Here is a 21951-nt window from a genome sequence, read left to right as displayed (position 1 = left end):
GTTATTTGCGTAAGCTATTATCTCCCCTGAACATATCTACATATATAGCTCCCGTAGTACTCCTGCTCCTGCGTACGGCATCAAAATGCATTACATGTGCAAACTCATGCAGGCCAAGATTCAGGTTGTCATTGTCATATTGCATACCTTCCTGAAAATGCTTCCATGAAAAAACTACAACCCCTGCCATCGGGTTAAATTCACCTTTGTGGTAATCTACACCGTTTGCAGAAAGAAATATGTCAGGATACAACAGTATAGTTGAAAAGCCATCGTGCAGGTAATTGCGCATCCCGAAAGAAAGCATCACAGCAGTTGCAGCTATCTTAAGTTTAATATCATCTGTAACCACCATTCCTTCGCGGCCGGCAAATTGATAATTTTCCATAAAGCTGGCCACCCGGTGCCTGAAATATTTCTTGCGGCGGGGTGTAAGGTTTCTGTAGAAACGAAAATCCCGCATCAGAATGGCGTCAAGGCCCGGCTCAAGCCTTTTAGGAAAAGGATAAAGATGCACGTAGGCCGGCCTCCCTGTAGCCATAATAAATGCCGGCTCAACTATTGCTGAAAATATGAATATGATAAAACATATCAATAAAAACAGCACCAGTATAAGCGTCACAATTACAATCAGGGCATCCATTTAAAACCTGATAGCCTCGCCTGTAGGCATGCCATTGTTTTTAGCCAGCACACCGCACATATGGAAAAGCATGCGTGCGCCCACGTTGCCATCCCAGTCATCATCGCCCGGTGCAACTTCAACAAGGTCAAAACCAATGATTTCTTTACCTGATTCTGCCAGTTTTGAAAAAAGGTAGGCTGCCTGCTCAAATGAAAATCCGCCCGGTACCGGCGTACCTGTGTTAGGGCAGTACCACGGGTACATGCCGTCAATATCAAAGCTGATGCACACTTTCTGCGGAAGCTGTGCTATGATATTTTCGCATTGCTGTTTCCAGGTTATTCCATCAAAACTTTCAGCCTTAAGGTCGCGATCTGTATATATTTTTACGCGGCTGCCCTGCGATTCTACCACTTCAACTTCTTCTTTACAAAAATCGCGTATACCTACCTGCACAATGTTGGTTATTTGCGGCAGTTGCAGCGCGTTGTACATTATAGATGCATGCGAATAGGTAAAACCCTTCATAGGCAATCCTGAAATCCATGTGGGCGTCAAGGTGAAGCAGGCCAAAGTTGTCATGATGTTCAGCAAGAGCTTCGTAATAGCCCAGAGGCGTACTGTGGTCTCCGCCAAGAAGCACTACTTTCTTACCTTGAGCTATCCAGTATTGTGTACGCTCTTTTACCTCATCAATAAATTCGCGGCAAATTTCATTTATGGTATCAAGATCACGCTTTAGCACGAGGTCTTCTTCGATTTTATGGCCTCTTTCCAAAGCCTCTATTATGGGCTGCGCCATAGCTTTGTACTTTGCGCTTTTTGATGCCCATTCTTCAGTTTGGTCTGTTGTGTCAAGATACATGCCCAATTTCCAAAGCTCAGGGAATTCCTGGTGGTGCAGGTCAACCTGGAAAGATGCTTCAAGCACTGCTTCCGGCCCTTCACTGGCGCCCGCTCCGTAGCTCACGGTCACTTCCCAGGGTACAGGGATTATTATGATTTCACTTTCTTCAGCGGTAAACGGCAACCCGAATATGCTCGCATCGGCAAGGCCCGGCTGGCTAGGGTCAAAATTCTGTATTTTTTCGTCTTTCATTTTTATGTTGATGCGTTGATTTGTAATTCGTTTATTCGGCATGAGTAACTTCAAATTAACGAATTCACAAATCCACAAATTAACTATGTAGCTAGAATTCCCTCTTTCAGCTTCTGCCCAAATTCATACATATCTTCATAAGAAGAATATAAAGGCACAGGCGCCAGGCGGATTACGTTGGGTTCGCGCCAGTCGGTTATCACCCCGTTTTTCATCAACCATTCAAAAAGCGGGCGGCCTTCGCCATGGAGGAACACCGAAAGCTGGCAGGCTCTTTCTTCAGGGTTCGATGGTGTGATGATTTCAAATGTACTGTCAACTTCCTTATCTATTTCATGCAATATGAATTCAAGGTAAGAGGTAATGCAATCGCGTTTTTTGATAAGAGCATCCATGCCAACCTCATCAAACATTTCTACTGATGCAAGGTAAGGCGCAAGTGATAATATCGGGAGGTTGCTCAACTGCCACCCATTAGCGCCACGCACGGGGTCAAAATTAGGCTCCATTAAAAAACGGCGCTCTTTGTTGTGCCCCCACCATCCGGCAAAGCGTGGAAGGTCTAAATCGTTATGGTGCATTTCGTGCACAAAAGCTCCTGATGCATTCCCAGGCCCTGAATTCATGTATTTATAACTGCACCAGGCGGCAAAATCTACATTCCATTCATGCAGCTCCAGTTTTATATTTCCGGCGGCATGGGCAAGGTCCCAGCCCACATATGCGCCTTTGTCCTGCCCGGCTTTAGTAATAGTTTTCATATCGAAAACCTGGCCCGTATAGTAGTTTACGCCGCCCATAAGCACCAGGGCGAGTTCATCGCCAACTTCGTCAATCTTTGCCAGTACATCTTCAAGGCGTATGTTGTGCTCCCCTTCGCGGCGCTTTATTTCAACAATAGCATCGGCAGGGTCATATCCGTGGAATTTAACCTGAGTTTTCAGCATGTACTGGTCGCTCGGGAAAGCTTTTTCCTCACATATAATCTTGTACTTTTTATCCGTCGGCTGGTAAAATGTCACCATTAGCAGGTGCAGGTTTACCGTAAGCGTGTTCATTACGGTCACTTCGCTTGGCAGTGCGCCAACAATCTTACTTAGCGGGTTGCAGAAACGCTCATGGTAGTCCCACCAGGGCTTGTCAGCATAAAAGTGGCCCTCTACCGCCAGCTTTGCCCAATCGTTCATTACCTCATCTACATAAGCTTTGGTACGCTTCGGCTGAAGCCCGAGGGAGTTGCCGGTAAAATAGATTACCTGCTTGCCATTTACGTGCGGAAAAATGAATTCATCACGGTATTTAGCCAGTTTATCCTGTGCATCGAGCTGCTTTGCAAACTCGCGCGTATTTTGAAATTCCATGTCTGTTTGTTTGTTGTGTGGGTAAAAATACTAAATATGGCAGTACCACGTTATGCTGAAAAATGTATTTTTACAATAAAAATGTCATGAAATACCTAACCCACACCATTGTTGCTGCACTTGCCGTTGTAATTGCAGCATATTTGTTTTCAAATGCTTTTAAAAATCGCAACCAGGCAAATGACACTATTAGTGTTACAGGTTTGGGCAAGCAGGATTTTGTATCTGACCTTATTGTATGGAGCGGGTCTTTTACGCGCAAGAGCTATGCCCTGAAAGACGCATACTCGGCACTTGACCAGGACCGTGAGGTAATAAAACAATATCTTACTTCAAAAGGAATCAAGCCGGAAGAAATTGTTTTTTCGGCTGTGTCAATAAACAAAGAATTTAACTATGAGTATGGCGAGAACGGCAGCGTAAGGCAGCAAACCTTTAGCGGATTTTCGCTTTCGCAGACTGTGACGATAGAGTCAAAAGAAGTTGACAAGGTAGAAAACATATCACGTGAGGTCACACAACTAATAAATTCAGGCGTCGAGTTTTACTCGACACCTCCTGAATATTATTATACAAAACTGGCCGAACTAAAGATAAAAATGATTGCTGAAGCTACAAAAGATGCACACGCCAGGGCAGAAAGCATTGCAGAAAATGCAGGCTCATCTCTTGGAAGCCTCAAGAAAAGCGAAATGGGCGTTTTCCAGATTATTGCCCAGAACTCATCTGAAGAATATTCATGGGGCGGCTCATTTAATACTTCATCTAAAAAGAAAACTGCCAATATCACTGTTAAGCTGGCCTACCAAGCCAACTAAGATGTGCTGATATAACTTATCAACCCAAATTTATTGCCCGCCACAAATTTATTGCTGTAAATTTGTGCTGATGATAAATATGGAAAATGACACTACATTACGCCGATGGCTTGATGACCTGCATCAGCATAGGCCATTGATTATTGCAGGCCCGTGCAGTGCCGAAACCGAAGAGCAGGTGCTTGAAACTGCCCGGCAGCTTAAAGCTGCAGGTATAAAAATTTTCCGTGCAGGAATATGGAAACCACGTACCCGCCCCGGCGGTTTTGAAGGTGTTGGAGCCATAGGCCTGAAATGGCTGCAAAAAGCGAAAGCCGAAACGGGTATGCTAATGGCAGTTGAGGTAGCCAATGCCAACCATATAAAACTGGCGCTTGAGCATGATATTGATGTATTATGGATAGGCGCGCGGACCACCGTAAATCCCTTCGTGGTTCAGGAAATAGCCGATGCGCTTGCTAATACTGATAAAATTGTATTGCTTAAAAACCCTGTAAACCCCGACCTCGCGTTATGGATTGGCGGCCTGGAGAGGCTTTACAACGCCGGAATTAAAAAACTTGGCGTGATACACCGCGGTTTTTCAACTTACGAAAAAACCAAATATCGCAATGAGCCTGAATGGCAACTGCCGATTGAGTTGCACCAGCGTTTTCCGCACCTGCCGATTTTTTGTGACCCCAGCCATATTACGGGCAGGCGCGAACTTATTCAGCAGGTATCTCAGCAGGCTCTTGACCTGAATTATGACGGCCTGATGATTGAAACACACCCTGAGCCTGATGCAGCCTGGAGTGATGCGGCGCAGCAGGTGACTCCTGCAAGGCTTGCAGAAATAATGGATAAACTAGTACTGCGTGAGCAGACTAATGAGACAGAAGCCTTTAACAGTGAACTGGAAAAACTTCGGAGGCAAATTGATGTACAGGATACCCAGCTAATTGAACTTCTTGCAAAACGGATGCAGATTGCCGATGAGATAGGCCGGCTTAAAAAAGACTGCAATGTTACGGTTTTGCAAACCAACCGCTGGAAATCTATCCTCGAAAAAATGCAACGCGAAGGCCAGGCACAAAATTTAGGTGAAGATTTTATACTTAAGCTTTTCAGGGCAATCCACCAGGAGAGCATTAACCATCAGGAGCAAATTATCAATAAGGAGTAATGACTATCTTTACCGTATGACAGGACTTGTTTATAAATCTACCGGGAGCTGGTACACTGTAAAAACGGAAGAGGGCGAAGTATATGACTGCCGCATCAAGGGAAAATTCAGGATGAAAGGCATCAAGAGCACTAATCCTGTTGCGGTGGGTGATATAGTAGATTTTGAACTTGACGAGAAGAGCGATGCCATAACCGGCGTTATTACAAAAATACATGAGCGGAAGAATTATATCATCCGTAAATCGGTAAACCTCTCTAAGCAGGTGCATATCATTGCCAGTAATATTGACAAGCTTTTTTTACTGGTAACAATAAACAACCCTCCTACCACAACAAGTTTCATCGACAGGTTTCTTGTAACAGCTGAAGCATATGGCATTGAGGCAATCTTAGTTTTCAATAAGATTGATACGTTTGATGATACTATGCTTGATGAACAGCTGTACCTGCAGTTCATCTATGACAGGATTGGTTATAAATGCCTGCGGATATCATCGACAGAACATAAAGGAATAGACAAGCTTATCGAGGAAATGAAAGGTAATGTGTGCATGTTCTCTGGCCATTCGGGTGTGGGTAAGTCTACCCTGGTAAACGCACTCCAGCCTGACCTAAATCTTAAAACTAAAGAGATTTCTGAGCAGCATTCTCAGGGACAACACACCACCACTTTTGCGGAAATGTTTGACCTTGACTTTGGCGCGAAAATTATTGATACGCCCGGTATACGCGGCTTTGGCGTGGTAGATATGGAAAAAGATGAGGTTGGCGATTACTTCCCTGAATTCTTTGCATTGAAAGACCAATGTAAATTCAATAACTGCCTGCATAAAGAAGAGCCACACTGCGCCGTGAAAGAAGCACTGGAGAATGATGAAATTGCATGGTCGCGATACCGAAGTTACCTGCAGATTCTTGAAGGTGAAGACGAACACTACCGTACCGATATTTACGGTGATGAAAAAACTAATGACCCTATATAATGCGGGCTGTAATACAACGTGTAACCGAAGCATCTGTCACCATCAACGGTAAGGTAAAATCAAAAATTGGCAAAGGGCTTTTGATTTTGTTGGGAATTGAAGAAGCAGATACGCAAGAAGACATTGAATGGCTTTCCGCTAAAATTGTAAAGCTGCGTATTTTTAGCGATGATGCCGGCGTCATGAATTTATCTGTGCAGGATGTTGATGGTGATATTATTGTTGTAAGCCAGTTCACACTTCACGCCCAAACCAAAAAAGGCAACCGACCATCATACATAAAAGCCGCCGGGCCGAAGGTGGCAGTTCCAATTTATGAGGTTTTTATAAAGAGAATTGAGAAAGACTTAGGCAAGCCAATACAAACCGGTGAGTTTGGCGCCGATATGAAAATGGCCTTATTAAATGACGGACCCGTAACAATAATTATCGATACTAAAAATAAAGAGTAATGAACATACAAAATGCCCAGCTTGAGGTAGACAGCTGGATAAATGAGCACGGTGTGCGCTATTTTAACGAACTTACCAACATGGCCCAGCTTACGGAAGAAGTTGGTGAAGTTGCCCGCATCATTGCCCGCAGATATGGCGAACAGAGTGAAAAGGAAAGCGACAAAAACAAAGACTTGGGGGAAGAGCTTGCCGATGTAGTTTTCGTAGTACTGTGCCTGGCCAACCAGACTGGTGTTAACCTTCAGGAGGCTTTTGACAAAAAGATGGCCCTGAAAAGCAAGCGTGACCATGACCGCCACCACAACAACGAAAAACTAAAATAAATGAATTTAAGGGTAAGCCTTCCGAATGGCTTGATTTCAGGTAAATCGATTGCTATAAGCGGCTCCAAGAGCGAAACAAACCGCCTATTGCTGTTGCAGGCCCTATACCCTTCATACCCTTCCATCAAAATAAAAAATGCATCAGAATCAGATGATAGCGCCGTGATGAGAGCGGCATTATTATCTGATTCTGATTTTATTGATGTACATCATGCAGGTACGGCCATGCGTTTTTTTACCGCTTACTTTGCGCAGCGGGAAGGCCGGGAAGTTACAATCTCCGGCTCACAGAGGATGCAGGAACGCCCAATAGGTGTTTTGGTTGATGCGCTCAGAGCTTTGGGTGCCGAAATAGAATATTCGGGTCTCGAAGGTTATCCTCCGTTAAAAATAAAAGGCAAAAGGCTGGAAGGCGGCAAAATCAGCATCAATGCTAATGTAAGCAGCCAATATATAACGGCATTGCTGCTAATAGCTCCAAAACTTAAAAATGGTTTAGAATTACAGCTTGATGGTGAAATCACGTCGCGCCCGTACCTGGAAATGACTGTAAACCTTTTGCGTGAATTGGGTTTCACCGTAAATTTTTCAGGAAAGAAAATTATAATTTCCCCTAAATCTGAAATCTTAAATCATCAATCTGAAATCATAATTGAAAGCGACTGGAGTTCGGCATCTTATTATTATTCTATCATAGCACTTTCGGATATCGGCACATCAGTAAAGCTGGCATCATTCAGGGCGAACAGCTTGCAGGGCGACAGCGCTGTAGCAACAATCTATGAAGCTTTTGGTGTGGAAACAACTTTTACCGGAAACACCGTCATCCTCACCAAAGCATCAAACCCAAAACCCGATACGCTACATCTAGATCTTAACAACACTCCTGACATCGCTCAGACAATAGCAATTACCTGTTTCGGAATGGGGATAGGCTGCCATTTATCCGGGTTACACACCCTCAAAATCAAAGAAACCGACAGGCTTTCGGCATTAAAAACTGAACTTGAAAAATGCGGTGCCGAGGTGTCAATAACAGGCAACAGCCTTATTTTAAGTACTAGCGCAGAAATTAGTGAAAATATTGCTATCGAAACTTACAACGATCACCGTATGGCCATGGCGTTTGCCCCACTTGCTGTTAAAGCTCCGATTATAATAAAAGATGCAGACGTGGTATCAAAATCTTACCCGAATTTTTGGGAAGATTTGCAGGTATTGGGGTTTGTAACTGAAACGACATAAGCCGTTTATATAAATATATTGCAAAACACTTGACAACGCCTGTTTCACGATAGTATATTTGCAGCCGGTTGACGCAAATCGGCAATCACCTTATAAACATGAAATTATCAAACTTCAATTTTAACCTGCCTAAAGAACTTCTTGCTGAATATCCTGTTGAAAACAGGGACGAAGCCCGCCTTATGGTAGTAAACAGGAAGGATAACACAATAGAGCACAAACTTTTTAAAGACATCATTGAGTATTTTGATGAAGGTGATGTTATGGTACTCAATAATACCAGGGTTTTCCCTGCACGCCTTTATGGCAACAAAGAAAAGACCGGCGCGAGGATTGAAGTTTTCCTATTAAGGGAATTGAACAGCGAGCAGCGCCTTTGGGATGTACTGGTTGACCCTGCCCGTAAAATACGGATTGGAAATAAGCTGTATTTTGGGGATGATGATTCTCTTGTGGCTGAAGTTATTGATAATACTACATCTCGCGGCCGTACGCTTCGTTTCCTGTATGATGGTTCGTATGATGAATTCCGCAAGAAACTGAACGAATTAGGGGAAACACCTATCCCTAAGTACATAAACCGTGAAGTGGTTCCTGAAGATGCCGAACGTTATCAGACAATTTATGCTAAAGAAGAGGGCGCTGTAGCTGCACCAACTGCCGGCCTCCATTTCTCTAAGCACCTGCTGAAAAGGCTTGAGATAAAAGGTATAGACTTTGCTGAAATTACACTGCATGTTGGCCTTGGCACATTCAATCCGGTTGAGGTGGAAGACCTTTCAAAACATAAAATGGACAGCGAGGAGCTTATCATTACACAACAGGCCTGTGATGTTGTTAATAAAGCGAAACTTGGTAAAAAACGTGTTTGCGCTATAGGAACTACAACCATGCGCGCCATGGAAAGTTCAGTGTCTTCAAACAAAACGCTTAACCCTTATGTAGGCTGGACTAACAAGTTCATCTTTCCGCCATATGATTTTAGCGTGGCTGACTGTATGGTTACCAACTTCCATACACCGAAGTCAACCCTGCTGATGATGATATCGGCATTTATGGGCCATGACCTTATGCGTAAAGCCTATGACGAAGCGATTAAAGAAGGCTACCGTTTCTACTCTTACGGTGATGCGATGTTGATTTTGTAAATCCCATATAGCAATATTTAAAGCGGCTAATTATAAGCCGCTTTTTTATTGTACGTACACGAACATTCCCCTTTTCTCGTTATTTTTGTTCAAAATAAGCTATCATGTCTATTGAAGTTAAGGATATTTCAAAAAGCTATGGCGCCCAAAAAGCGCTTGATGCTGTTTCATTTTCTGTAAATAAGGGCGAAATTGTCGGATTCCTAGGCCCCAACGGCGCCGGTAAATCTACATTGATGAAAATCCTTACAACATTCCTCAATACCGATGAAGGTACTGCCGAGGTAAACGGGCATGATGTGTCATCGGCGCAAAAGAATGTGCAGAAGTCTGTTGGCTATCTGCCTGAGCATAACCCGCTGTACCTGGATTTGTACGTACGTGAGTATCTTGCCTTTAATGCAGACATTTATAAAGTTGGCAAGCAGCGTATTGATGAGGTAATTCAGCTTACAGGCCTTACGCCGGAAGCACACAAAAAAATCGGTGAACTATCTAAAGGTTATCGCCAGCGTGTAGGGCTCGCTACGGCGCTTTTACACGACCCTGAAGTGCTTATACTGGATGAGCCTACCACCGGCCTAGATCCTAACCAAATTGTCGAAATACGCGACCTAATCCGTAACATTGGCAAGAACAAAACGGTTTTTCTTTCCACGCACATTATGCAAGAGGTAGAAGCGATTTGCGACCGTATCATAATCATAAACAACGGAAAGATTGTTACCGATAAAAAACTTAAAAATATTACCGCTGATAAAGAGCAGGTAATTGAGGTTGAATTTGACCTGCGTGTGGAAGAGCAATTACTTAGTCAACTACCTGATTTGGTAAATGCGGTGAACGTTCATGACCTAACTTGGGAGCTAACATTCAGCACCACGAAGGACATGCGCCCTGCCCTGTTTGATTTTGCCCAGCAGAACGGACTGAAAACCCTGCAGCTAAACCAAAAAAACAAAAACCTTGAAGCAGTGTTCCGCGAGATGACCAAGAAGAAATAAATCCTGAGATAAAAAATAAACCCGCACCTAATGATGCGGGTTTTTATTGAAATGACGTTGCGGATTATGCCAGCATTGTCACCGGATTTTCAATATATTGTTTTAGCGTTTGCAGGAACTGTGCACCTGTAGCGCCGTCAACCGTACGGTGGTCGCAGGTAAGCGTTACTGTCATGGTATTGCCTACAACAATCTGCCCGTTCTTCACAACCGGCTTCTGTATAATAGCGCCTACCGAAAGTATTGCCGAGTTTGGCTGGTTGATAATCGAAGTAAACTCCTGTATACCGAACATACCCAGGTTAGATACAGTGAATGTACTGCCGTCCATCTCTGCCGGAGTAAGCTTTTTATTACGCGCCTTGCCTGCAAGGTCTTTTACTGATGCGCCAATCTGTGTCAGGCTCATGTTATCAGTAAATTTAAGTACAGGTACAACAAGGCCGTCTTCAACTGCTACGGCAACACCAATGCTTATGTGCTTATTATAAATAGTAACATCGTCTTTCCACTGCGTATTTATCTGCGGATGCTTGCGTAGCGCCATAGCGCTTGCCTTGATCACCATATCGTTAAACGAAACTTTAGTATCCGGCACAGCGTTAATCACATTACGGCTTGCAATGGCATTATCCATGTCAAGCTCAATCGTAAGGCTGTATTCCGGTGCACTGTATTTCGATTCAGCCAAACGGCGCGCAATGGTTTTACGCATCTGGTTGTTCTTCACCTCTTCAGTAGCAACTTCACCCTGCGGTACATATACCGGTGCAGCGGCTTTGGTTGGAGCTTCAGCGCTTGCAGTGGCAGTAGCCTGTTGTGTGGCTGCAGCAGGTGTATAGTTCTCGATATCTTTTTTAATGATGCGGCCGTTCTCGCCTGAGCCTTTCACATCATTGATATTTACGCCTTTGTCTTTAGCAATTTTGCGGGCAAGTGGTGAAGCAAATACGCGTCCGCCATCATTGTTTGCAGGAGCAGCGTCTTTACTTTCTTCTTTAGCTTCTGCTTTAGGCTCCTTAATCTTATCGTCAGACTTAGCTTCACCTTTGCTTTCAGCAGGAGCGCCGTCTTTACCATAATTTTCAGCAATGCCACTTACATCTGTCCCTTCAGGGCCAATAATGGCAAGAACGCTGTCAACCGGGGCCGACTGCCCTTCCTGTATACCGATGTAAAGCAGTGTACCCGAGTTGAATGATTCAAACTCCATGGTAGCTTTGTCGGTTTCAATTTCAGCAAGGATGTCACCTTCGCTTACTTTATCGCCAACTTTCTTAAGCCATGTAGCCACAGTACCTTCGGTCATAGTATCGCTAAGGCGCGGCATGGTCACCACCTTCACGCCGTCAGGTAATGAAGCCGGTGCAGCTTTTTTATCTTCAGCCGGTTTTTCTTCAGATTTCTCTTCTTTAGCTTCCGGTTTACTTTCTTCTTTCTTAGATTCTTCTTTTTTATCAGCTTCAACAGCGTCACTGCCTTTGCCTTCAAGAAGCGCTTTATAATCTTCTCCTTCTTTACCTATAATGGCAAGAACTGAGTCAACCGCAGCAGTCTCCCCTTCCTGAATACCAATATAAAGCAGTGTACCTGCATCAAAAGCTTCAAACTCCATAGTGGCCTTGTCAGTTTCAATCTCTGCAAGTATGTCGCCTTCGTTTACTTTATCACCCACTTTTTTAAGCCACGTAGCTACAGTACCTTCAGTCATGGTATCGCTAAGGCGCGGCATTGTTATAATCTTTGCCATGTTTTATTGTAGTTTATGTGGTAAAAACGGATAATTTTCCTGCTCGTAAACAACGTCATACATCACGCTCATATCTGGGTATGGTGACTCTTCAGCAAATTTCTCGCATTCGTCCACAAGGTCTTTTACCCTTTGGTCAATAGCTTCAATCTCTGCATCAGTTGCATAGTTGTTTTCTTTTATTATGTCAAGCACCTGGGTGATTGGGTCAATCTTCCTGTACTCTTCTACTTCTTCTTTTGTACGGTAGTGTTGGGCATCACTCATAGAATGCCCGCGGTAACGGTACGTTTTCATTTCAAGGAAGGTTGGGCCTTCGCCCCTTCTCGCCCTTTCCATTGCTTCGTGCATTGCTTCGGCAACTTTTATAGGGTTCATGCCGTCAACCGGGCCGCAAGGCATCTCATAGCCAAGGCCAAGTTTCCATATATCAGTATGGTTAGCAGTACGCTCAACTGATGTACCCATGGCGTAACCATTGTTCTCAACAATAAACACTACAGGAAGTTTCCACAGCATAGCCATGTTGAAGGCTTCGTGCAGTGAACCCTGGCGTGCAGCGCCGTCACCAAAATACGTAAGCGTTACACCACCTGTGTTAAAATATTTATCGGCAAAGGCAATACCTGCACCAACCGGAATCTGCGCACCTACAATACCGTGGCCGCCATAGAAACCGTGCTCTTTTGAGAAGATGTGCATAGAGCCGCCAAGTCCCTTTGAGGTACCTGTAGCTTTACCCAAAAGCTCTGCCATTACCTTGCGCGGGTCTACACCCATACCTATTGGCTGCACGTGGTTACGGTAAGCTGTAATCATTTTATCTTTAGAAAGGTCCATGGCATGCAGCGCACCCGCAAGGACTGCTTCCTGGCCATTGTACAGGTGAAGAAAGCCCCTTACTTTCTGTTGTATGTATAAAGCGGCAAGCTTGTCTTCAAACTTTCTCCAAAACTGCATGTCTTTATACCATTTCAGATAGACCTCTTTTGTAATTTCTTTCATGCTAAAATATGTTTGCTATGGTAAATCCCGGATTATTTAGAGACGCAAAAATGCATACTCTTTAATTGCGAATTGCAAAAATAAAGACTTCCTGCTAATTAGCGAAAAATAACCCTTTCGATTTTAATAATTTTTATGAACGAAAACGATATAATTATCAAAAAAGGGATTAATAATAATCCCTTTTTCCTGTACTATAAAAAATTCCTGTCAAACACCAGCGGAAGCAGGTTTTTAAGGGAATCTGACTTTAATATTTTTCCTTCCTGACCCATGAAGTAAATTTCTATGGGTGAGTCCTGCCTGAATTCATATTCGGCTATTGCCTGCCTGCATGCGCCACACGGCGGGATTGGTTCTGACACAACTTTCTCATCTGCAGCGGCAGATATTGCAAGTATTAGGATCTTTGCATCTGGGTAGATTGCCCCGGCCTGGAATACTGCAACCCTTTCAGCACACAAGCCTGACGGATATGCGGCATTTTCCTGATTTGAACCTACCACTACTTTACCGTTATCAAGCAGAAGCGCAGCCCCTACCCTGAATTTTGAATAAGGTGCGTAGGCATTCTTCCTTGTCTCAACAGCTTTTGCCATAAGTTGCTGAGCATCCTGCGGGAGCTCTGAAACTGTATTGTAGCTGCTGAAAGAAGTTGTTACGGTGATGTTCTCCATCTATTAATATTCGTCGTATTTGTCGCCGAAGTTGAAAGTAAGCGAGAAGCGAAGTGTATTCTCAAGCGGGTTTCTCACCTGGCTTGCAGAGAAAAGGTAAGATACGTCAACCTTTACAATTGTGTAACGGAAGCCGGCACCCAGTGAAAAGAATTTCCTTGCCCCTTTCATTTCGCTCTCGTTGAAATAACCAAGCCTGAAGGCAAATGAGTCCTGGTACATGTACTCTGCGCCCACTGCATAGGTAAATTCTTTAAGCTCTTCGCTGAAACCGTCAGGCGCATCACCAAACGACTGGAAGACACCTGAAACCCAGTTGATGTCGCGATATTCTTTATTTGCTTGCGTATATTCATCATTAGTTACTGTGCCGTCACCGTTAATATCCGGGTTTTGAGGCGTAGGGACTAACAACTTAGTTGTCTCTAGGTTAATACCTATCTTATTGTATTCATCAAAAATAAAGTCGAAGCCCGCACCAAGCCTCATATTGGCCGGTAGGAAGTTTGAACTTAGCTGCTCGTCATTGTCGTAGCTGATCTTTGGACCTAAGTTCTGGAAGTTGAAGCCAGCCCTCCAGCGTCCGTTAAAATCATCATAAGCAATCTCTTCACTTTGATAGAAACCGGCTACGTCAAAAGCGAACGAACTTGCCGCACTGGCATCTCCGCCCCCCGCTGCTTCAGGTATACGCAGGTTGGAACGGATGTAGCGCCCTGCAACCGACATTGAGAAACGTTCACTTAGTTTAAGTGCGTAAGCAAGGTCAACCGCAAGTTCATTAGGATTACGAGTTACCGGCACTTCATTAGGGTCGCCCGTCTGCCTCAGCTCAATATCACCTAAGCCAAAATAACGAAGGCTGGCGGCAAACGCACTTCTTTCATTAAATCGATTATAATACGTAACCTGCCCAAGAGAAATGTCATTGGCAATATCTGTAAGGTATGGCGTATAGTTGATTGAAAAGCCCTGCTTATCAAGTGCAAATGCATATTTTGCAGGGTTCCATTGCAGTGAATAGGTATCTGCAGATGTAGCAACCCCCTGGTCTCCCATACCGGCAGCGCGGGCATCGGCAGCAATCAGTAAAAACGGAACACCCGTGGTTATAACTCTCTCATTTTGAGCCTTTACCAAGTTAAGCCCAAGCAGGCACAATGCAACAGCAAGTAATTTATTCATTTTCTTTTTGAGAATTTTTGGGTAACAAATATAGTGTTTTATTATAGCAATACAAGTTTCTCGTACTTTTCGGCAGTTTTACCTGAAATGGATGACCTTACCGTCATTTTATAAATATAGACGCCTTTACCTATCTTATCGCCGAAGTCATCCTTCCCATCCCAGCGTATATCACGGCTTAGGAAACCATCGGTAACAACCGATTGGTTGATAGTCTTCACTACTTTGCCTGTAACCGTAAACACCTGCACCTGAACATCAAGCGGTTCAAAAGGCCTGTTATGGGTAAACCAGAATTCGGTATAACTTACAAAAGGGTTAGGATAGTTAAGGACTTTTTCAATATGCATGTTCTCATCACCTACCACTACAAATTGTATTTCGGCTGTCACAAGGTTATTATATACATCCCACGCTTTAAAAGTTATGGTATGCAGGCCCGGCGACAGGTTACTAAACGGATAGCGGATATTACTACGGGTATAATCATCTATCTCAGTTTCATAGTAATCATTGAGAATGTAAGGATTTGCCTCATCACCATCAAGTATAGCCACAATATCATGCCCTATACCACTCGCAGTGTTTATACCGTTTTCATCTTCAAGGAAAGCCAGGAAGATAGGAGATTCATTAGTTATACCACCTGATATGAAAGATGTATCATTCATGTACAGCTTTACCCGTGGGCCCGTGTTGTCAACAGCGGCGTTTGCATTAATCCCGCCTATCTGCACAGTATTGTCAAAACCTGCCTGGTCTTCGAGGATGCCATTTCTTTTTGCATAGAAACTTACACGCCCTGCCGCAACAGGTATGCGTATATCCCTTGGCACTACAAAACTAAACTGAAACTGCCCGTTGGTAACCGTTGCATTACCCCTGAAAATGGTTTCACCTAAAACAGAGAAGTTATATATAGGTGTAGGCTGGTCATTGCCCAACGTTGTTCTCTGTACCGGTTTATCAAAAACACTTACCGCGAGCTCGCCGTTGTAACCGCTCAGCACATTACCGTTTTCATCTGTTACCTGCCCCTTCATTGTAGCTTGTGATAATGCCTGCAACACCGTAGTACTACTACCCGCAGGCTGGCCGTTTATCTCTGTAAGGACAACCTTTGGTTTGGGCATGGTAAGCTTAAGTGCAGGGTCACCCACAAATGCTACAACCCTAAACCCGGCAGCGCCGTTTTGAGCCTTAGTTAGCCGCACAGCCTCGGCCATTGATGGGTAATCCCCGCCACTGAAAGAATAAAGTCTTGTAGACAAATCTGTATTAAAGTTAAATGCATCATTTATAAAGATAGCTCGGGTTGTCGTTATAAGGCATATAGCGCCTCCGTTGGTATTCCAATACAGGTATTCACCTGTTGTAGGCCTGTAAGGGTTATCAAACTTAGTAAGGTCACAAGTGGCTGTAATAAACAGCGGATACTTATATTTATTAGTAAGGTTTTGCGCATCGGCAATACCGAATATAGCCTCGCTTGCCATGCCGTTTTCACCACCATGCCCAAGATAATTGAGTACCAGAGTACCATAATTAAGTGAACGGATAATTTGGTCTTTTGCTTCAGGGTAGCGCTCCCCGCCGGAAGTTACCTGCTGTACATAAGCATCCGTATAAATCTTGCGCATGTTTATAAACGGGCGATTGTTTACCAGTGTATCGGCAAGGCTGTCCATTACATCTACAAAATCTTCATCATAGCTATTATCAATATCGTCACTTACCACCACATATTCATTTCGCCAGCGCCCGTAAGACTCTTCTGCTTTATACTCAAAAACCTTATTCACCATTTCATTGGCATTAGCGACGTTTGTTACGAGCATACGACCCACCGCTATATCGGGGCCTTCACTTCCGGAGCCAATTGGCATCACACCTTCATTGGCATCCATCAGCACAAAAAAGTCATCTGACATAAATGTGCTTGTTTCGCTAAAGTTCAAATTGTTTGTTTGATCATACCCATGGAAAGTAGGCACAATATTGGTATTATTGGGAATCCTGTTCTTAAAATCGAACGAAGCATCACCAAACAGGTTGACATATTTTACCCTGTTGGCAACTGACGAAGCATTATTATAAACGTATTTGATAAAATTGCGTATAGCCCCGATATCCTGCTTACCCCCGCCAAATTCCTGGTAAATATTCTCAAGGCTTACTACTTTTACTTTAAGCCCGGAATCTGTTTTGTGGAATGCAGCAAGCTTTTCAGCCGGGCCACGCAAAAATTCAGGGGTAATTATAAGATAGTCCACATCGGTAAAAGCGCTGCCCTGCCCTTTAAAAATTGTCCCTTTAAGATTTTGGTTGGCCACATTGGTATTTCCTTCACGCTGCGGAGTGTAAACATCTGCCGGCACATAGGTAATATATTGCCTCACCTCTCCCAAAGGCCCTTTAAAACTAAAGCTGCCCTGGTTACCTGTATTAATTATTTTGCCTGCATTGTATATATCTGTTATATCCCATACTTCTGCAATACCTTCGGCAGAAGAAAACTGGTATTGTATTACACCTATATTATTAGCAGCATCATTATAACGGAACCTGAATTGCGTACCATTTCCGCGTAATTTCCTTTTTGATTGCAACACTATATAATCAAGCCATGCATTTGCCGAAGGCACACCGCCATTATTGTATTTAAGAGTAATTGCTGCCTCACTGCCCGATACTGTCGCAGTGCCTGTAAAAAAGCTTTCTCTCCCTGCGCTGTATTGTGCGGGCGGGATAAAGCTCAGCACGCCTGCCTGCTGGCCGTTTACCTTAACATCCATGGTTGTAGTAGCTGCAGAGTTGGCGGCGGCGCTCACTTTTACAGAAACATTGGGTGAGTCCAGGTCAGGCAGGATAAATTTAAATTCCTGCTCATCATTAATATTAAACTCTTCACCAAACCATTTTCTGCCAAGCCTTGCAAAATTTACCCTGTCGCGCTCATGGTAAACATAATAATCAAAAGCCGATACATTTATATTTGGCGGGCTTGCAGGCTGTATCATTTGCCCCATACGCTTACCGGGTGTTCCGCCGGCTGTTACATAGTAATAAGACCTGTCGGCATAAAGGTTGTTATGCGTACCATTTTCGGCATTCCAGTTATCTACTCCTTCAGCATAAAATAGTATATAATCGCCATCGTTAAAAACACCGTCTTCCTCCCCTACAAAAGTGACAGCATTTTCCTCAAGGTCCATAGGGTATGGGGTGGCATTAAGCAGTGGCAGCATCCTGCCGCCGTTGCCGTAAATTTTTATAGTGCGGGGGTCGGCATTTACATTTACGCCTATTTGCTGCAAGAAGCTGCGCGACACTCTGTATATACCTGAGCGCTCTACGTAAAAACGCTTCCAGTCGCCCGTTGCCAGTACAGAGTTTGAAACGGCACTTACATTATTTACCGTACGCTGCGGCACGTTGCTGCCCAGCATTGAGAATGTGTAAGTAAACGACATAACACGCCTGTATGCGTTTCCGTCTTTTATTATAGGTGAAAGCGTAAGCAGCGCATACCAGTCATTACGTGACCTGACCGCGCTAAGTTTAGCATTTATTGCAGTAGGGATATGCTGTGGCATTATATCACCCAACTGTTCACGGGTAATGTTTTGGTAGGTGATGTTTGACAGTATAAGAGACCCCTCATCAACCTGACCTGCAACCGGCAGATTGAGTTTATACTGCAATTGCCCTACATAGGAATTAAAGGACATGTTTTTGGCCTGAAATGCCGGAATAGTAAAGTTTTGTTCCCCAACCGAAGTTTTAAAGCCGTCTTTCCATTCAAGGGTAATGTCTCCCTGCTGGGCATTAACCAGGGTAAGAAAAGATATACATATAATGAGTAAAAAATTTTTCATCAAACATCAAAACGCCGCCTTACCTTAATATATTACAAACGGCAGCAAATAATTTATTTGTGTACCTGCAATATTACTTTAATTGCCCCGTTATTGAAAAACAGAACCATGAATATTTTTGATTTTTTTGAAAAAATTTAAAAACGTGTTGCGGTTTAATGGTTAATTATTATATTGCGCCACGAAATTTATTACCCAGAGAACGTATGAAAATTAACAGAATCACGGCTTTACAATTGTTTCTTGCACTTGCGGTAGCAGTTGGTTTTACCGGTTGCAGCAAAAGAGGCGGCGGAGGCAATACCTCTAGTGCAACAGGGTGGAAAATTAATGACAAGAAAGGTGGATTCCAGCACAACTCTAAGTATAAGCAGCAGGAAGCTGCCCCGGGGCTTGTTGAAGTGGAAGGCGGAACATTTACTATGGGCAGGGTTCAGGATGATGTTATGCACGACTGGAACAATACCCCTACACAGCAGCACGTACAGTCTTTTTATATGGATGAGACCGAGGTAACCAATGTTATGTACATGGAATACCTTGACTGGCTGAAAAGGGTTTTCCCTCCAACAGAAGAAAACTATAAGAACATATATGTAGGTGCACTGCCAGATACACTTGTATGGAGGAGCGCACTTGGCTATAATGAAACTATGACCAATAACTACCTTAGGCACCCAGCCTATGGCGATTACCCGGTTGTTGGCGTAAACTGGATACAGGCAGTTGAATTCTCTAAATGGAGGACTGACCGTGTTACTGAAGGAATTCTTGAAAAAGAAGGTTACCTTAAAAGGGATGCCAAAATTCTTGATGCAACTGCAGAAAATACTTTCAGCACAGAAGCTTACCTTGAAAGCCCTACAAAAGCATATGGCGGCAATGAAGAAATTGTACTGAAAGGCCCACGCAACAAGCTGGCAAACAAAGAAGACGCTAAAAACGTTTATGCACAAAGGACATCTGGCCTTATACCGCCTGAATACAGGCTTCCTACTGAAGCTGAATGGGAATATGCAGCGCTTGCACTTGTTGGTAACCGTGAGTACAACATGTACAAAGGAAATAAGAAATATCCTTGGAGAGGACAATACACACGTTCATCAAGAAGGCAGCAGAAAGGTGACCAGCTTGCCAACTTTAAGCAAGGTAAAGGTGACTACGGCGGAATTGCCGGATGGAGCGATGACAATGCTGATATCACTGCACCTGCAAGGTCTTACCCACCAAACGACTTCGGCCTTTATGACATGGCCGGCAACGTAGCCGAATGGGTGGCCGACGTATATCGCCCGATGGTAGATGATGAAGGTAACGACTTCAACTACTACAGGGGTAACGTTTACATGAAAAACAAAATTGGTGATGATGGCAGGGCTGAAATTGTTACAGCTGAAACAATTGAATACGATACGCTTAGCAACGGTAGGATACAGTACCGTAACCTTCCTGGCCAGATTGCCCAGACGCAAATTACTAAAGAAGATACATACCTGCGCCAGAACTACAACCGCAGTGATAACCGTAACTTCCGCGATGGTGACAGGGAATCTACACGTTATTTTGATGCTAACTCAACTGAAGAGGAAGGCGAAAATAATCAAAAAAGGATGTATGACTCACCTAAGCACCTTGTAGCAAAAGACTCTGTAGGCGGCATGGTAAGGGAGTATGACAAAAAGAAAAGGACTACGCTTATTAATGACAACGTAAGGGTTTACAAAGGCGGCTCTTGGAGAGACAGGGCTTACTGGCTTGACCCGGCACAAAGGAGGTATTTCCCTCAGGATATGGCAACAGACTATATCGGTTTCCGTTGTGCAATGTCTAAAGTAGGACCTAAAAACAGCAGGAAAAAAGCCCGTAATTAATCGGGACACACAAAATAAATTTCACTATAAAAGCCCTATCTTAGGGCTTTTATTATTTTACAGCCACATGAATATCGAAGAGATTTACAAACTGTTCATTACCACAACCGGAATATCAACCGACACACGAAATATAAAGCCGGGCTCGCTGTTTGTTGCGCTTAAAGGCGATAAGTTCAACGCCAATACGTTTGCCGCAGAAGCAATACAGAAAGGCGCTTCTTATGCAATAATTGATGAAAAAGAGCACTATGTCAATGAACGGACAATACTTGTGCAGGACAGTCTCAGAGCACTGCAGGAGCTTGCCAGGCACCACAGAAGGCAGCTTGGCCTGCCTGTGATAGCACTAACCGGCAGTAATGGCAAAACCACCACAAAAGAGCTTATTAATGCCGTACTTTCAACCCGGTACAACACTACGGCGACTCTAGGCAACTTAAACAACCATATCGGCGTACCTCTCACCTTGCTTTCATTTACAAAGGACACCGAAATCGGGATTGTAGAAATGGGCGCTAACCATCAAAAGGAAATTGCAGAATTATGTGAAATAGCAGAACCCAACTTTGGTTACATAACCAACTTCGGCAAGGCTCACCTTGAAGGCTTTGGCGGTACGGAGGGTGTAATAAAAGGCAAAAGCGAACTATATGATTACCTGTCTGCAAACACGCATATGGCGTTTGTAAATCTTGATGACGATATACAAAATGAGAAGACCAAAAATCTCCCCCGCTTTACATTTTCAGCAAAAAATTATAATTGTGACCTTCACATAGAAAAGGCTCTGGCTAACCCCATGGTTGAAATCAGTTTTATGGGTATAACTGTCACATCAAACCTCATAGGCCTGTATAATGCCGGGAATATTAGCGCCGCCATTTCAATGGGTTACTATTTTAAAATAAGCCCTGAAAAAATTAAGGTGGCGATTGAAGCCTATATACCTGCAAACAATCGCTCACAAATAATTGAAAGCGCCGGCAGGCAAATAATTCTGGATGCCTACAATGCCAACCCCAGCAGTATGGCAGCAGCTATTGAAAATTTGAAAGGCCTAAGCAATAATCCCCGTACAGCTGTTTTAGGCGATATGTTTGAACTTGGGCAGGAAAGCCATAAGGAACATGCAAATATTGTGAGTATAGCCGCAGCGCTGCCTGAAATCGATTTTCATTTTATTGGTCCTGATTTTTTCAATAGCAATGCTGAAATTTCAAACCTCAGCTTTTACAAAACATTTGAAGATTTTAAAGATAGCGGCGCAGGCAAATTACCACTTAATGGTACATTGCTAATTAAAGGCTCCCGCGGAATGGCGCTTGAGCGGGTTTTGGAAATTTTGGAGTAATTG

The 21951-nt window shown here is 43.7% G+C and carries 17 protein-coding genes and 1 pseudogene; 10 read left to right on the top strand and 8 right to left on the bottom strand.

Going from position 1 to position 21951, the window contains the following annotated elements:
* Window position 1: 1 nt before the first annotated feature.
* From LRS05_RS05050 to kynU, 3 genes and pseudogenes are all read right to left on the bottom strand, one after another.
* Window positions 2–643 (bottom strand): zinc-dependent peptidase, encoded by a 642-nt coding sequence (locus LRS05_RS05050; RefSeq protein WP_257867319.1) that lies wholly within the window; start codon window positions 641–643, stop codon window positions 2–4.
* Window positions 644–1730 (bottom strand): annotated as a pseudogene (locus tag LRS05_RS05045) (agmatinase family protein).
* 77 nt (window positions 1731–1807) lie between these two features.
* Complete coding sequence (gene kynU, locus LRS05_RS05040) at window positions 1808–3085, bottom strand: kynureninase (protein ID WP_257867318.1); 1278 nt, start codon at window positions 3083–3085, stop codon at window positions 1808–1810.
* 86 nt (window positions 3086–3171) lie between these two features.
* Here kynU and LRS05_RS05035 point away from each other — a divergent pair, with 86 nt between their 5' ends.
* From LRS05_RS05035 to gldA, 8 genes are all read left to right on the top strand, one after another.
* Window positions 3172–3903, top strand: a complete 732-nt coding sequence (locus LRS05_RS05035; protein ID WP_257867317.1) for an SIMPL domain-containing protein — start codon at window positions 3172–3174, stop codon at window positions 3901–3903.
* Between the two features lie 79 nt (window positions 3904–3982).
* A complete protein-coding gene (locus LRS05_RS05030; protein WP_257869234.1) occupies window positions 3983–5068 on the top strand; it encodes a bifunctional 3-deoxy-7-phosphoheptulonate synthase/chorismate mutase type II in 1086 nt (361 codons plus the stop codon).
* Window positions 5069–5084: 16 nt separating this feature from the next.
* Window positions 5085–6053: a ribosome small subunit-dependent GTPase A gene (gene rsgA / locus LRS05_RS05025; protein ID WP_257867316.1), complete on the top strand. Its 969-nt coding sequence runs from the start codon at window positions 5085–5087 to the stop codon at window positions 6051–6053.
* Window positions 6053–6505 (top strand): D-aminoacyl-tRNA deacylase, encoded by a 453-nt coding sequence (gene dtd, locus LRS05_RS05020; RefSeq protein ID WP_257867315.1) that lies wholly within the window; start codon window positions 6053–6055, stop codon window positions 6503–6505. Before rsgA ends, dtd begins: the two co-directional genes overlap by 1 nt.
* Window positions 6505–6831, top strand: coding sequence for a nucleotide pyrophosphohydrolase (locus LRS05_RS05015; protein ID WP_257867314.1), 327 nt, complete (start codon window positions 6505–6507; stop codon window positions 6829–6831). Before dtd ends, LRS05_RS05015 begins: the two co-directional genes overlap by 1 nt.
* Window positions 6832–8076 (top strand): 3-phosphoshikimate 1-carboxyvinyltransferase, encoded by a 1245-nt coding sequence (locus LRS05_RS05010; protein WP_257867313.1) that lies wholly within the window; start codon window positions 6832–6834, stop codon window positions 8074–8076. It abuts the gene before it with no gap.
* A 98-nt stretch (window positions 8077–8174) separates the two neighbouring features.
* Window positions 8175–9224 carry a tRNA preQ1(34) S-adenosylmethionine ribosyltransferase-isomerase QueA gene (gene queA, locus LRS05_RS05005; protein ID WP_257867312.1) on the top strand — a complete coding sequence of 350 codons (1050 nt, stop codon included), beginning with the start codon at window positions 8175–8177 and terminating at the stop codon, window positions 9222–9224.
* Window positions 9225–9328: 104 nt separating this feature from the next.
* On the top strand, window positions 9329–10228 hold the full coding sequence (gene gldA, locus LRS05_RS05000) for a gliding motility-associated ABC transporter ATP-binding subunit GldA (protein WP_257867311.1): 900 nt from the start codon (window positions 9329–9331) through the stop codon (window positions 10226–10228).
* A 64-nt stretch (window positions 10229–10292) separates the two neighbouring features.
* Here the strand turns inward: gldA and LRS05_RS04995 are convergent, their stop codons facing one another.
* The 5 genes from LRS05_RS04995 to porU all read right to left on the bottom strand — a co-directional run bounded on the left by LRS05_RS04995 (window position 10293) and on the right by porU (window position 18723).
* Entirely contained in the window at window positions 10293–11978 is a 1686-nt protein-coding gene (locus LRS05_RS04995) for a pyruvate dehydrogenase complex dihydrolipoamide acetyltransferase (protein WP_257867310.1), read from the bottom strand.
* A gap of 3 nt (window positions 11979–11981) precedes the next feature.
* Window positions 11982–12983, bottom strand: coding sequence for a pyruvate dehydrogenase (acetyl-transferring) E1 component subunit alpha (gene pdhA / locus LRS05_RS04990; RefSeq protein ID WP_257867309.1), 1002 nt, complete (start codon window positions 12981–12983; stop codon window positions 11982–11984).
* 194 nt (window positions 12984–13177) lie between these two features.
* The gene (gene cdd, locus LRS05_RS04985) at window positions 13178–13660 is read right to left on the bottom strand and encodes a cytidine deaminase (protein ID WP_257867308.1); all 483 of its coding nucleotides are present in this window, start codon (window positions 13658–13660) and stop codon (window positions 13178–13180) included.
* 3 nt (window positions 13661–13663) lie between these two features.
* Window positions 13664–14845: a type IX secretion system outer membrane channel protein PorV gene (gene porV, locus LRS05_RS04980; protein WP_257867307.1), complete on the bottom strand. Its 1182-nt coding sequence runs from the start codon at window positions 14843–14845 to the stop codon at window positions 13664–13666.
* Window positions 14846–14886: 41 nt separating this feature from the next.
* Window positions 14887–18723, bottom strand: coding sequence for a type IX secretion system sortase PorU (gene porU / locus LRS05_RS04975; RefSeq protein WP_257867306.1), 3837 nt, complete (start codon window positions 18721–18723; stop codon window positions 14887–14889).
* Window positions 18724–18929: 206 nt separating this feature from the next.
* Here porU and gldJ point away from each other — a divergent pair, with 206 nt between their 5' ends.
* Window positions 18930–20594, top strand: coding sequence for a gliding motility lipoprotein GldJ (gldJ, locus tag LRS05_RS04970; RefSeq protein ID WP_257867305.1), 1665 nt, complete (start codon window positions 18930–18932; stop codon window positions 20592–20594).
* Between the two features lie 67 nt (window positions 20595–20661).
* On the top strand, window positions 20662–21948 hold the full coding sequence (murF, locus tag LRS05_RS04965; protein WP_257867304.1) for a UDP-N-acetylmuramoyl-tripeptide--D-alanyl-D-alanine ligase: 1287 nt from the start codon (window positions 20662–20664) through the stop codon (window positions 21946–21948).
* Window positions 21949–21951 lie beyond the last annotated feature (3 nt).

This window comes from Flavobacterium sp. J372 (genome assembly GCF_024699965.1).
Lineage (GTDB): Bacteria > Bacteroidota > Bacteroidia > Flavobacteriales > Flavobacteriaceae > Flavobacterium.
Note: the sequence above shows the minus strand (reverse complement) of the source record. Positions and strands in the feature narration are given on the sequence as shown.